The organism is Bifidobacterium sp. UBA4282, assembly GCF_002394995.1.
Classification (GTDB): Bacteria; Actinomycetota; Actinomycetes; order Actinomycetales; family Bifidobacteriaceae; genus Bifidobacterium; species Bifidobacterium pullorum_B.
Map to the genome: position 1 here is coordinate 18,580 of NZ_DGVO01000030.1, position 13,884 is coordinate 32,463.

The window sequence follows — 13,884 nt, forward strand, 5'->3', positions numbered from 1 at the left end:
TACCAAAGGAGCATTATGGGACTGTTCGGATTCGGCAGGAAGAAGCGCGAGGCCAAGGAAGCCCAGGAGGCCGAGGATCTGGAGAAGGCCGACAAGACCGAGGACGCCGCCGAGGACGCCGCCGCACAGGCCGCCGATGAGCAGGAGCCGCAGACCCCGGCGTTCCCGCCGGCCGCCGCGGACACGTACGTCGGCCGCGGCGAGCAGTACGGCCCGTGGGACGTCAACGACGAGAACGTGCCCGACTACGACGAATACCTGGACATGGGATCGTACTACCTGCCGTTCCTGCTGGGCATCCAGCTGCGCATCAAGGCGAACCGCAAGACCGGCCAGGTGCTGGGCGCCACCATCACCTTCGGCGCCTCCAGCCTGGAGATCGAGGCGTTCGCCGCCCCGAAGACGATGGGCCTGTGGAATGACATGCGCGACGATCTGCTCGTCGCCAACGACAAGGCGACGCAGAAGGCCGGCGTGTTCGGCACCGAGGTCATGCTGCCGGTCACGATCAAGGGCGGCCGCACCGTGATGACCCGCGTGGTCGGCATCGACGGACCCCGTTGGATGCTGCGCGGCGTGTTCTCCGGTCGCGCCGCGGTGGCCGAAGGCCCCGAGACCGACGCGCTGAACAAGTTCTTCGCCGATATCGTCGTCGAGCGTGGCGATGAGCCGCTGGCCCCCCGCGATCTGATCCCGATGCACCCGCCGGTGACCCCGAAGCAGCGCCGTGCCGCCGAGCAGGCCACCGAGGACGCCGAGGACAACGGCAAGCGCGACGTGCCGGACAAGCCCAAGGGCCCGTTCGATTCCGACCAGCAGGTGCAGGTCGAGACCACGCTCTCGCGCGGTCCGATGTTCTCCGAAGTCCGCTGAACGCACCGCTTACGCCGGCCGATCGCTGTGGCGGCCGGCCGGCGCAAAGCCATGGAATCGGGATACCCGCATGACAGAACCAAGGAAACGCACCGGACTGGCCTCGCTGGCCAGCGCCGGCGAGGATGAGGACTTCTCCGTCATCGACGCGATTGGCGGACCGCGCGGCGTCGTCGAATCGATGCTGCCCGGCGTGGTGTTCGTGGCGCTGTTCGTCATCACCGGCAACCTGGAACTGACGGTTATCGTCTCGGCCGTGCTGGCGGTGCTGCAGGTCGTCGTCCGCCTGATCCAACGTCAATCGGCTGTGGGCGCCGCCAGCGGGCTGCTGGCGGTCGGCATCTGCCTGATCTGGGCGTGGCAGAGCCACGAGGCGCGCAACTACTACATGTTCGGATTCCTGACGAACGCGTTCTATATCGTCCTGCTGTCGATCTCGCTGATCGTCCGCGTCCCCGCGCTCGGTCTGGCGGTCGAGTTCATCCGCACGCTGCCCACCGAGCACCTCAGGGCCTGGCTGGACGACTGGATGCAGGACAAACCGCTCAAGCGCGCGTACACGATCATCACCGCGTTGTGGATCGGTGTGTTCTCGCTGCGGCTGCTGGTGCAGGTGCCGCTGTATCTGACCGACCAGGTCGGCTGGCTGGGCACGGCGCGCCTGCTGATGGGCATCCCGTTCTGGGCGTTGATGATCTGGATCTCCTATCTGATCATCGCCACTCCGATGCATCACCACAAGGCGCTGCACGCCGCTGCGGAGGAGCGGCCCGGCGAACAGGAACCGCAACGGCCGGACGCCTAGGCCCGTCACCGGCGGGGGATGCCGACCGGACGCGAACCAGTCATACAGGTCGCAAGGCCGTAAACAAGGCCCGTATCGGGCGTCAAGGAGCAAGCTGCATGGAAGCAACGATTCGCATCGAACGGTACGCCGATCAGGGCCGGTGCGTCGGTCATCTCGACGGACGCGTGGTCTTCGTCCGGTTCGCCCTGCCTGGCGAACTCGTGCGCGTGGTGCTCGACGAACCGCACGACCGCGACGACCGGTATTGGACCGGCGAGGTCGTCGAGGTCGTTGAGCCGAGCGAGGACCGCGTCACCCCGCCCTGGCTGCTCGCCGGGCCGTTGGCCATGGGCGGCGGCGTCGGCGGCGCCGACCTGGTGCATGTGAGCCTTGAAGGGCAGCTGCGGTGGAAGGCCATCACCATCGGCGAGCAGATGAGCCGTCTGGGGCATATCGAGCTTGAGGACGTGCCGATCGAACGCATGGCCTGCGACCTAGAGACCGGGGGCCTCAACTGGCGCACCCGCATCGAGATGATCGCCGATGACCAGGGCCGTCCCTCGATGCGCCGCCGCGGCACCCACGTCCGCGTGCCAATCGACACGATGCCGTTGGCGAGCCGCGCACTGCTCGACGTCGCCGACGAATGCCACGTCTGGGACGGCGGCTTCGAACCTGGCTCGCAGATCCGCATCGCCGTGCCCGAACCGCGCCCTGCGGCGGGGGCGGCGCCTCCGGACGACGGGGCCAACCATGCCGTCCTCGTCGACGGCGAGCTGCGCGACGGCTCGCGGGAGCTTGAGGAGACGGTGGACGTCGACGGGCACGAGTTCCGATACACGGTGGACGCCGCGGGCTTCTGGCAGATGCACCGCCAGGCACCGATCGCGCTGGCCAACCATGTGCTGACGCTGGTGCGCGGCGTGCTCGATGGCGCGAACGCCGCCACGCTCTGGGACCTGTATTCCGGCTCCGGCCTGTTCACGCTGCCGCTGGCCACGCTGGCGGCCGATCGCACGCGCATGCTCAGCGTCGAAGGCGGCAGGATCCCGGTGCGCAACGCGCAACGCAACCTGCGCCGCGTGGGCATCACCGCCGTCGACGCGCGGTGCGGCGACGTCTCCACGGTCCTGAACCGTGTGCCGCACGACCTGTCGCACCCCGATGTGGTGGTCCTCGACCCGCCCCGGGCCGGCGCACGGGCCAAGGCGTGCCGCCAGATCGCCGCGGCCGGGCCGCGGGGCATCGTCTACATCGCCTGCGACCCGACGAGCCTGGCCCGTGACACCGGCACGCTGACCGGCTTGGGATACGAGCTGGCCGATATCCGCGCCTTCGACATCTACCCGATGACCCATCACGTCGAGACGGTTGCCCTGTTCCGACGCGCGGAATAACCCGAGGACGGAGCCATGACACACCTGTTTCGCCGCATCATGGGCGTGGCCGCCACCGCCGCGCTGGCGTTGGCGCTGCCCGCCTGCACACCGCCCGGCAAGGCCGTCGGGGACACCCAGGAGCAGGAGCCCGACGTGGCGTTCGACGGACTGGACCGGGGCGACGTGGTCATCGGCTTCATCGGATCCGACCAGCCGGACTTCGACCGGATCGTGCTGCAGGCGTTCGACGCGTCCGGATTGCGGACCTCCTACCTGTCCACGGACGGGGTCGACGACGCACAGGGCACGGCGCAGCAGGGCGTCAGGGATATGGCCGAACGGCAGGTGGCGATCATCGTCGTCAGCCGCCCCGACATCACCGACGACACGGCCGGGGGCTGGGACGACGCGCTCGGCGACGCCCGTGGGGCGGGCATACCGGTGGCGCTGCTCAACCCGGTGGGGGAGCTGCCTGATGACACGCTGTATGCGGCGGCGCTGACCGTTAACGACCGCGCGATGGACGCCACGCCGATCGACGACGCGGTGATGACCGTCATCGACGATCTGCCGCACGAGAAGACCATGATGGTCAGCACGTCGGTCACCGACTGACGCAACGGGACATCACCCCTGCGGACGATGGCGGCCGCGGGACGCTCAGGGAAGAATCAGGGTAGATATGTACCATCGCCGGACGGCTGCGGCCAATAATGGATAGTGACCGTTGTACGCACGAAACGCAAAGGATGACATGAGCACACCCAATGACGCCCCCTCCATGCCCGCCACCGCCGAGCGCGGCCTGAGCCGTGCCGAGGTCGAGGCCCGCGTGGAATCCGGACGGACCAACAAGGTCAAGGATTCCACGTCGCGTTCGTTGGCGGAGATCATCCGGGCCAACGTCTTCACCCTGTTCAACGGCATCATCCTGGCGGCCATGGTGCTGGTGCTGCTCACCGGATCCTGGCGTGACGCGGTGTTCGGATTCGTCATCATCATCAACACCGGTATCGGCATCGTCACCGAGCTGCGTGCCAAGCGCACGCTGGACAGGCTTTCGATCCTGGTGGCGTCGGACTTCCTGGTGCGCCGCGAGGGCCGGGACGTCGAGGTGCCGCACGACCGGATCGTGCTCGACGACGTCGTGTGGATCCGTTCCGGCGAGCAGGTGCCGGCCGACGCGCAGATCATCGAAAGCTGGGGGCTGGAGCTCGACGAGTCGATGCTGACCGGCGAGTCGCGCACGGTACGCAAAACCGAGGGGGACCAGATCTACTCGGGGTCCACAGCGGTGTCCGGCATGGCGCTCGTCCGCGTGAACGCCGTGGGCGAGCACAGCTACGCGGCCACGCTGACCGCCCAGGCCAAGGTCTACAAGAAAACCGTCTCCGACCTGAACAAGGGCATCAACACCATCCTGAAATTCATGACCTTCCTGGTCGTGCCCCTGTGCGCACTGCTCGTCTGGTCGCAGATCAACACCGTCGGCGGATGGGGCGTGGCCATCGCCACCGGCGAATGGCGCCAGGCCGTCGTCTCGGCCGTGGCGGGCGTGGTGGGCATGATCCCCGAAGGCCTGGTGCTGCTCACCTCGCTGAACTTCGCGCTCGCCGCAATCCGTCTGGCCCGCAAGAACACGCTGGTGCAGGAACTTGAATCGGTGGAGACGCTCGCCCGCGTGGACAGTTTGAACCTGGACAAGACCGGCACCATCACCGACGGCGGCATCGCGTTCAACCGTCTGGTCATGCTGGACGCCGATGCGGCGGCCGCAGGCCCGGATAAGGCCTCCGGGCATCCGCAGGAGGACAGCGTATTGCAGGCATTATATGACCTGGCCTACGAGGAGCAGCCCAACGGCACCGGCCGGGCGATCCTTGAGGCGTTGGGGGAGCGGGGATACGCTCCCGCCGGCATCGAGACGCGCGTCCCGTTCTCCTCGGCCCGCAAATGGAGCGCCGTCGCCTACCCCGAGCAGGGGTACGGGCTGGTCGGCGCGGCCGCGAGCGAGGCTGGCCAACCGTCGTCGTTCGCCGTGCCCGGAGGGCTGTGGTACATGGGCGCGCCGGAGGTCATCCTGGCGGCGTTGGACGGCGACCACGCCGATGTCCTGAATCAGGCCAACGCCTACGCCGCCGACGGCGACCGTGTCCTGCTGGTGGCGCATCTTCCCGCCGGGCTCATGGAGCCGACGACGCAGACCGATGGGTCCGGGCAGCCTTCGTTGGCGGACGAGCCGCGACTGCTCCCGGAGGCCCGGCCGGTGGCGTTGGTGATCTGTTCGGAACGCATCCGCGCCGATGCCGAGCAGACGCTGGCCTGGTTCCGTGACCAGGGTGTGCGCTGCCGCGTCATCTCGGGAGACAACCCCGCCACGGTCGGGGCGATCGCCGCCAAGGTGCGCCTGACCGGGGACCGCCGCCCCGTGGCGATGGACGCCCGTGAGCTGCCCGAGGACATCGATGAGATGGCCCGCGTGCTGGAGCATGTGGACGTGCTCGGACGTGTGCTGCCCGATCAGAAGAAGGCCATCGTGCAGGCGCTGCACGCCGGCGAGCATGTGGTGGCGATGACCGGCGACGGCGTCAACGATGCGCTCGCCATCAAGGAGGCCGATCTGGGTATCGCGATGGGCAACGCCGCCCCGGCCACCAAGGCCGTGGCGCAGGTGGTGCTGGTCGATTCGAAGTTCTCCCATCTGCCTGACGTGGTGGCGCGAGGCCGCCAGGTGATGGCCAACATGGAGCGCGTGGCCAGCCTGTTCCTGGTCAAGACCGTGTACTCGGCGCTGATCTCGCTCGGCGTGGTCCTCACGCAGATCCCGTATCCGTACCTGCCGCGGCATATCACCTACATCGGTGCGCTGACCATCGGCGCGCCCGCGTTCATCCTGGCGTTGGCCCCGAACACCAGACGCTATATCCCCGGGTTCCTCAAGCGTGTGGTGCATTTCGCGCTCCCCGGTGGTCTGGCCACGGCGCTGTCGGTGCTGCTGGCCGCTTGGGTGCTGCCGGGCATCATGGGATGGGACGTGTCCGGGTCGGACGCGGATCTGGTCTCGCTGCGCGCCACCTGCGCGATCATCCTGTTCGTCATGGGCGTGTTCATGCTGGCGCGCGTGGCCAAGCCGTTGCGTTCCTGGCGGGGGATTCTGGTGGCCTGCTTCGCGGCGGCCGGCGTGATCGGCGCGTGCATCCCGTTCGTCGCCTCGTTCTTCGCATTGCAGCTGCCGACCGGCCGGACGCTGGTCGCCACGCTGGTGGCGCTGGCCATGGCCGCGGTCATCTTCGCGCTCTGCCTGTTCGCCGTACCCAAGGTGTGGCGGATCGTGGAGCATCGCCATGCCGAACGCTGAGGAACAGACGCCGGATTGTCTCACATGACAAGCCGACACGCCAGAGCCGGGACACGGACACGGTACCGTGGAATGCGGTGTATCGATGGCGAGGCGTTCCGCATCCGGCCCGCGTCTCGCCCCTGACGCTCGGAGGGATTCATGGCACTGCGCGACAGCCAACTGTCCACGTTGAACGTGGCGGGCAAGGCATACGACTACTACCGCATCGACAATCTGGACGGCATCGACCATCTGCCGTACTCGCTGAAGGTGTTGGTCGAGAACCTGGTCCGCAATATCGACGGCGCGAACATCACCGACGACCATGTGCGGGCGCTGCTCGACTGGGATCCGGACGCCGAGCCCAGCCATGAGATCCAGTTCACGCCCAGCCGCGTGGTCATGCAGGACTTCACCGGCGTGCCCTGCGTGGTCGATCTGGCCACGATGCGCGACGCGGTCAAGGCCCTGGGCGGCGACCCGCAGGTCATCAACCCGCAGGTGCAGTCCGACATGGTCATCGACCATTCGGTGCAGATCGACAACTACGGCGTGGCCGATGCCATCGAACGCAACATGGACATCGAATACCGGCGCAACCGCGAACGCTACCAGTTCCTGCGCTGGGGGCAGCAGGCCTTCAGGAACTTCCGCGTGGTGCCGCCGGGTACCGGTATCATCCACCAGGTCAACATCGAATACCTGGCGCAGGTCGTCATGCGCCAGGCCGCGGCGGCCCCCGGCGGCCGCGAGCTGGCCTACCTTGATTCCTGCGTCGGCACCGACTCGCACACCACCACGGTCAACGGCTTGGGCGTGCTCGGCTGGGGCGTCGGCGGCATCGAGGCGGAGGCCGCCATGCTCGGCCAGCCGATCTCCATGCTGGTGCCGCGCGTCGTCGGCTTCAAGCTCACCGGCGCCATCCCGGAGGGCGTCACGGCCACCGACGTGGTCCTGACCATCACCGACATGCTGCGCCAACACGGCGTCGTCGGCAAGTTCGTGGAATTCTATGGCGAGGGCATCGCCTCCGTGCCGCTGGCCAACCGCGCCACCATCGGCAATATGGGGCCGGAATTCGGCTCGACCTGCGGCATCTTCCCGATCGATGACGTCACGCTCGACTACCTGCGCCTGACCGGCCGTTCCGAGGAGCAGGTCGCCCTGGTCGAGGCGTACGCCAAGGCGAACAAGCTGTGGGGAGATGCCACTGCACCCGGCTATGTGGAGCCGACCTACTCCGAGTACCTCGAACTCGACCTCGGCTCGGTCATCCCTTCCATCGCCGGACCCAAGCGCCCGCAGGACCGCATCGAACTGTCCTCGGCCAAGCAGGCGTTCGAGGCGGCGCTGCCGATGTACGAGACCGCCGACACCGTCACCGAACCCGTGCCGGTCCATACCGACTTCCGCGGCGACTTCGCCCTGACGAACGGCGCCGTGGCCATCGCCTCGATCACCAGCTGCACGAACACCTCGAACCCCTCGGTGATGATCGCCGCCGGACTGATCGCCCGCAACGCGGTGGCCAAGGGCCTGAGCCCCAAGCCGTGGGTCAAGACCTCGCTGGCACCGGGCTCCCAGGTCGTCACCGACTACCTCAAGGCCGCGGGGCTGCAGGACGACCTGGACGCCCTGGGCTACCAGCTCGTCGGCTACGGCTGCGCTACCTGCATCGGCAACTCCGGGCCGCTGCTGCCCGAGATCTCCGAGGCCATCAACGCCAACGACCTGACCGTCACGGCCGTGCTGTCGGGCAACCGCAACTTCGAGGGGCGCATCTCGCCGGACGTCAAGATGAACTACCTGGCCTCGCCGCCGCTGGTCATCGCCTACGCGCTCGCCGGCACGATGGACTTCGACTTCGCCACCGAGCCGCTGGGAACGGACCCGGAGGGCAGGCCCGTGTTCCTCAAGGACATCTGGCCCACCAACGCCGAGGTCGAGGCCGTGGTGAACGGCACGGTCAGCCGTGAGATGTTCCTGAAGGACTACGCCTCCGTGTTCGACGGCGACGAGCGCTGGCGCGGCCTCGACGTGCCCGAGGGCGACCTGTTCGCCTGGGACGAGGCCTCCACCTACGTGCGCCGGCAGACCTTCTTCGACGGCATGGGCGCGGATCCCGAGCCGGTGCGCGACATCCACGGCGCCCGCGTGCTGGCGCTGCTCGGCGATTCGGTGACCACCGACCACATCTCGCCTGCCGGCGCGTTCAAGGCCGACAGCCCCGCCGGCCGGTATCTGACCGACCGCGGCGTCGAGCCGAAGGACTTCAACTCGTACGGTTCCCGCCGTGGCAACCACGAGGTCATGGTACGCGGCACGTTCGGCAACATCCGTCTGCGCAACCAGCTGCTCGCCTCGGTCGGGCAGGAGGTCACCCCGGGCGGCTACACCTATGATTTCCTGGCCGGGCGACCGACGACCATCTACGAGGCCTCGCGCGACTACCAGGTGCATGACGTGCCGCTGGTCGTGCTGGCCGGCAAGGAGTACGGCACCGGCTCCTCGCGCGACTGGGCGGCCAAGGGTACGATGATGCTCGGCGTGAAGGCCGTGATCACCGAAAGCTTTGAACGCATCCACCGGTCGAACCTGATCGGCATGGGCGTGCTGCCGCTGCAGTTCCCCGAGGGCGAATCCTACGCCTCGCTGGGGCTGGACGGCACGGAGACCTATGACATTGCCGGCATCGAGGCGCTGAACGTCGGCGAGACCCCGAAGACCGTGCACGTCACCGCCACCAAGACCGACGGCACCGTGGTCGAATTCGACGCGATCGTGCGCATCGATACGCCCGGTGAGGCCGACTACTACCGCAACGGCGGCATTCTGCAGTACGTGCTGCGCAACCTGATGAAGCGCTGACGCGGAAGCCACCATACGCCGAAACGCCTGCCCCATGCCTGCGGGGCGGGCGTTTCCCGTTATGAGGCGGAAGCCTTACGACCATGCGGCAATCCGCAGTCGTGTCAGCCTGACGGGCGGAGCGTATACGGATGTTGCGGCGTGTTGCATTGCGACGATGGCAGACTGTTGTCCATCTGATTCGTTGAAGGAGGGGACATGGTCCGCGTTGCCATCGTCGATAACGCCCCGGCGTGCCAGGCGATCCTGACCGGTCTGTGCCGACGGTATGAGACCGAGCAGGGCAAGGCGCTGGACGTCACCGTGTTCGACGATGGCGACGCGTTCATCGCCGCATACACCACTGATTGGGACGTCATCATCATCGACGTGGATCTGGGCGGCATCGACGGGCTCGGTGTGATGCGCCGGATCCGTGCGGTGGACGATGCGGTGGAGGTGATCCTCGTCTCCCTGACCGACGCGTATGCAGTCGGCGGCTATGAGATCAATGCGATGTCCTATATCCTCAAACCGCCATCCTATGAGGTGTTCGAGCGTGCTATGACCCGGTGCCTGGAGGCGCGGCGCGCCAGCGAGCATCGGACGATCCTGATCATGTCCGGCGGACGGATTCGTCGTGTCCGGCTTGATGAAATCATCTACGTCGACTCGGTGAAGCATCGCACCATCCTGCACACGATGCTCGGCAATATGCAGATCGTCTGCTCAATCGTCCGGTTCGAGGAGCGACTGATCGAGCTCGATCACGCCTTCGTGCGCGCGAACTCCGGATATCTGGTCAATCTGGCGCATGTGACCGCCGTGGAGGAGCATGAAGCCATCATGTCCAACGGCGATCGACTGCCGATCAGCCGTCCCCGACGCACCGCATTCAAGCAGGCCTTCGCCTCGTACGTGAATGCCGGCCGTCGGTCCTGACGCGTCGGCGGGCCGTCGTGCGGCTCCGGCCGTCAATGCCCGCCCGCTTTCGCGGTGCCACGCCCGGATTGCGACCGGGCGTGGGTGCAGAATTTGTCCATCGCATGACAGAACGGTGCGTTTGCTCCGCATCGACTCCATGATTCTGCTGTACTGGCTCCAACGGCGGAACGATTCCGATATCCGCAGGGATCGCCCCGCACGCTTTCCATAGGAACAGCGGTCCGACGCTGCCGTCGGATTCGCCTGAGCAAAGGAGACAGGATGGTAGGCATTAACATGGAGGACGTCATCGGCGTCCTGCAGACCTGCAAATGGTATCTGGTCGCCTTGGGCGTACTGCTGGTGATTGCGGTTGCGGTCGCCATCGGCGCCCACTGGATCGGCAGGCCGCTGCGTGGTCTGGTCCGCGGCAATGCGCTGTTGGGGGCGATTCTTTCGATCGTGGTGGTGGTCAATCTCATCGTGCTGATCCCGATGTCCACGCTGATCGGCATGACGTTCGGCGAGAAGGCTACGGTCAGCGAGGGCACCACGGAGGAGGCCAAGCAGCTCTCCGAGCAGATCGCCGAGGAAGGATTCGTGCTGTTGAAGAACGACGACGGCCTGCTGCCGCTGGACGGCGTCGATTCCATCAACCTGTTCGGTTGGGCTTCGGAGAATCCCGCCTATGCGGGCGGCGGCTCCGGCGGCATCAACGACCTGTATGAGAAGGTTTCGATCCAGCAGAGCCTGGAGGACGCCGGATTCCAGGTCAACCAGGATCTTGCCGACTTCTACGCCGAATACAGCGACCGTCCGGAGATGTCGATCAACAAGCAGAGCTGGTCATTGCCCGAACCCCCGGTCGACTCCTATCCGCAGGAGCTCATCGACGGTGCCAGGGATTTCTCCGACGTGGCGATCATCACGTTCTCCCGTGCGGCCAGCGAAGGCCAGAACGACCTGCCGACCGACGTGAGCCAGGCCAAATTCGAGTCCAACTCCACCGAGTATCAGGACTTCGAGGCTGGAGAACACTACCTCAAGCTCTCCCAAACCGAAGAGGACCTGGTGGACATGGTCTGCGGGAACTTCGACAACGTCATCGTGCTGGTCAACAGCGCCAACCCGATGGAACTCGGCTTCCTCGACCAGCACGAGCAGATCAAGTCCGCCATCTGGTGCCCCGGCCCCGGCCATGCCGGCTTCAGCGCACTCGGACGCATCCTCAACGGCGAGGTCAACCCCTCCGGGCGGACCGCCGACACGCTCGTCTACGACATGACCCGAACGCCGTGGTGGAACAGTGCGGTCAAAACCGACTACAGCAACATGAAGGACATGACCGTCCAGGGCATGAACGCCGGTGTGCCGCAGGACTTCTCTCCCGCGTACCTTGACTACACCGAGGGCGTCTACGTGGGATACAAGTTCTACGAGACCGCCGCAGATGAGGGATTGATCGATTACGATTCGGTCGTCCAGTTCCCGTTCGGCCATGGCCTGAGCTACACCACGTTCGATCAGAGCATGGGCGACATCGCCGAGAACGGCGACGAACTCTCATTCGAGGTGACCGTCACCAACACCGGCGATGCGGCAGGCAAGGACGTGGTCGAGGTCTACTACAACCCGCCCTATACCAACGGCGGCATCGAGAAGGCCACCGCCAACCTGCTGGACGAGCAGAAAACCGACCTGCTCGAACCGGGTGAATCGCAGACCATCGACTTCACCTTCACCCCCGACGACCTGGCCTCCTATGATTACGAGGATGCCAAGGCGTGGGTGCTGGAGGCGGGCGACTACACCATCTCCATCAACGCCGATTCCCATACCGAACTCGACAGTCGCGTCTGGACCGTCGACGACGACATCGTCTACAACGGCGAGAATACCCACAACGGCGACCTGGTCGCCGCCGTCAACGAGTTCGATGACGCGAACGGCGACCTGCCGTATTTGTCGCGTGCCGATCACTTCGCCAATTACGAGGAGGCCGCCGCCAAGGGCAGCGACGTCCTGCCCGACGACCTGCGCGCACAGTACCACATCAACGAGAACTTCGACTACACGACCTATCTCGACCCGGACGCGCAGATGCCGACCACCGGTGCCAGGAACAGCGTGCAGCTCGCCGATCTGCGCGGCGTGGACATCGATGACCCGCAGTGGGACGAACTGCTCGATGAGATGAGCGTCGACGATATGGTCCAGCTGACCTCGCTCGCCGGCTACCAGACCCCGGCCGTCGAATCGATCGGCAAGGTGCAGGTCACCGACGCCGACGGCCCCGCCGCCATCAACAACAACTTCACCGGCGACGGCTCGATCGGTTTCGGCGTGGCCACGCTCATCGCGATGACCTGGAACCCCGACCTGGTCCATGACTACGGCGAGATGATGGGGCGTATGTGCCGCGAGATGAACATCGCCGGATGGTACGCGCCGGGCGTGAACATCCACCGCAGCCCTTTCGGCGGCCGCAACTATGAGTTCTACTCGGAGGACGGCACGCTCTCCGGCATCATGGCCACCGCGGCCATCCAAGGATGCCAGAGCCAGGGCGTCTATGCGTTCATCAAGCATTTCGCCCTGTACGACGGCAATTCCAAGATGGTGTGCGTGTGGTCGAACGAACAGGCCATCCGTGAGATCTACCTGAAGCCCTTCGAAATGGGCGTCAAGGACGGCGGCGCGCAGGCGCTGATGGTCTCGTGGAACTACATCGGTGTCAAGTGGGCCGGCGAGTGGAGCAATCTGCTCCAGACCGTGCTGCGTGATGAGTGGGGCTTCAAGGGCATGACCATCTCCGATTACTTCCGGGACAACGGCCACGGCTTCATGAACGCCGACGCGGCGCTCGCCAACGGCGTGGATGCGATGCTCTCCACCTATGGCTCGGGCCCGAACGTGCCGCAGGACACCTCCGACGCCAGCACCGTGCAATACCTGCGCGAGGCGAGTCGCCACATCCTCTACACCGTGGTGAACAGCTGGGTGTACGAGAACGGCACACCGAACACCGGTCTCGAACCGTGGAAGATGGCGGTGATCGGCGTCGATGCGGTGATCGGCTTGCTGCTGATCGGCGCCGAGGCGCTGATGGTGCGCGGCTACCTGAGGCGTAGGCGCGGCTGATCGGGCCAATATCCGTCCGGCGAACCCTACTCCTGTTCGCCGGGCGGATATTCATTTTCTCTGTCGGGGGAGGGTTTCATCGCGGGCCGTGAGCATCCGTCCCGCGTTGTTCGTGCGCAGCACCCTGCGACTGCGCGATAGTCGGGAGTGCTTCGATTCTTCTCCCTGCATACGAGGTATGTCCTCGAATAACTGGATTATGCTTGGCAATCGTCGACTGTGTCGGGGCTTGCGCTGCGGCGTAAGCCCGCGATGTCTTCCTTAAATATGCAAACGTTGTCATTATGTCGGCGTGTTGCATCGCGCGATGGTGTTGCATGGTGTGCATGACGCATTACACCAGCGAAAAGGAACGCATGCTCGCCGGCGAACTGTATGTGGCGGCCGACCCGGAACTCGGCGCGGCCAACATGCGCAAACGCCGCCTTGTGCATGCGATCAACACGATGGACTATGACAAGCTCGACGAGCGCATGGCGCTCTTCCGCGAGTTGTTCGCCGAACTGGGGGAGGGTTCCTTCATCGAGACGCCGTTCAACTGCGACTACGGCTCGAACACGCGCATCGGCAGGAACTTCTACGCCAATATGGTT

General features: G+C 65.7%; 9 protein-coding genes. All 9 read left to right on the forward strand.

Annotated elements, in window-relative coordinates; genetic code table 11:
• The first annotated feature begins 15 nt into the window (after positions 1–15).
• Entirely contained in the window at positions 16–873 is an 858-nt protein-coding gene (locus B4C31_RS04515) for a DUF3710 domain-containing protein (RefSeq protein ID WP_291531513.1), read from the forward strand.
• A gap of 70 nt (positions 874–943) precedes the next feature.
• The gene (locus B4C31_RS04520) at positions 944–1,678 is read left to right on the forward strand and encodes a DUF3159 domain-containing protein (protein ID WP_291531514.1); all 735 of its coding nucleotides are present in this window, start codon (positions 944–946) and stop codon (positions 1,676–1,678) included.
• A gap of 98 nt (positions 1,679–1,776) precedes the next feature.
• A complete protein-coding gene (locus tag B4C31_RS04525; protein ID WP_291531515.1) occupies positions 1,777–3,057 on the forward strand; it encodes a class I SAM-dependent RNA methyltransferase in 1,281 nt (426 codons plus the stop codon).
• Between the two features lie 15 nt (positions 3,058–3,072).
• The gene (locus B4C31_RS04530; protein ID WP_291531516.1) at positions 3,073–3,654 is read left to right on the forward strand and encodes a sugar ABC transporter substrate-binding protein; all 582 of its coding nucleotides are present in this window, start codon (positions 3,073–3,075) and stop codon (positions 3,652–3,654) included.
• Positions 3,655–3,820: 166 nt separating this feature from the next.
• Positions 3,821–6,397 carry an HAD-IC family P-type ATPase gene (locus B4C31_RS04535; protein WP_414631845.1) on the forward strand — a complete coding sequence of 859 codons (2,577 nt, stop codon included), beginning with the start codon at positions 3,821–3,823 and terminating at the stop codon, positions 6,395–6,397.
• A 141-nt stretch (positions 6,398–6,538) separates the two neighbouring features.
• Entirely contained in the window at positions 6,539–9,247 is a 2,709-nt protein-coding gene (gene acnA / locus B4C31_RS04540) for an aconitate hydratase AcnA (protein ID WP_291531518.1), read from the forward strand.
• 198 nt (positions 9,248–9,445) lie between these two features.
• Entirely contained in the window at positions 9,446–10,168 is a 723-nt protein-coding gene (locus B4C31_RS04545) for a LytR/AlgR family response regulator transcription factor (RefSeq protein ID WP_291531519.1), read from the forward strand.
• 264 nt (positions 10,169–10,432) lie between these two features.
• Positions 10,433–13,291, forward strand: a complete 2,859-nt coding sequence (locus B4C31_RS04550) for a glycoside hydrolase family 3 protein (protein ID WP_291531520.1) — start codon at positions 10,433–10,435, stop codon at positions 13,289–13,291.
• A gap of 326 nt (positions 13,292–13,617) precedes the next feature.
• Positions 13,618–13,884 (forward strand): maltose acetyltransferase domain-containing protein (locus B4C31_RS04555; protein ID WP_291531521.1); only part of this gene is annotated, 267 nt, incomplete at its 3' end.

Excerpts from the sequence above, each read along its gene's own strand:
- B4C31_RS04515 (WP_291531513.1), top strand. The coding sequence starts at position 16 with ATGGGACTGTTCGGATTCGGCAGGAAGAAGCGCGAGGCCAAGGAAGCC.
- B4C31_RS04520 (WP_291531514.1), top strand. The coding sequence starts at position 944 with ATGACAGAACCAAGGAAACGCACCGGACTGGCCTCGCTGGCCAGCGCC.
- B4C31_RS04525 (WP_291531515.1), top strand. The coding sequence starts at position 1,777 with ATGGAAGCAACGATTCGCATCGAACGGTACGCCGATCAGGGCCGGTGC.
- B4C31_RS04530 (WP_291531516.1), top strand. The coding sequence starts at position 3,073 with ATGACACACCTGTTTCGCCGCATCATGGGCGTGGCCGCCACCGCCGCG.
- B4C31_RS04535 (WP_414631845.1), top strand. The coding sequence starts at position 3,821 with ATGCCCGCCACCGCCGAGCGCGGCCTGAGCCGTGCCGAGGTCGAGGCC.
- acnA (WP_291531518.1), top strand. The coding sequence starts at position 6,539 with ATGGCACTGCGCGACAGCCAACTGTCCACGTTGAACGTGGCGGGCAAG.
- B4C31_RS04545 (WP_291531519.1), top strand. The coding sequence starts at position 9,446 with ATGGTCCGCGTTGCCATCGTCGATAACGCCCCGGCGTGCCAGGCGATC.
- B4C31_RS04550 (WP_291531520.1), top strand. The coding sequence starts at position 10,433 with ATGGTAGGCATTAACATGGAGGACGTCATCGGCGTCCTGCAGACCTGC.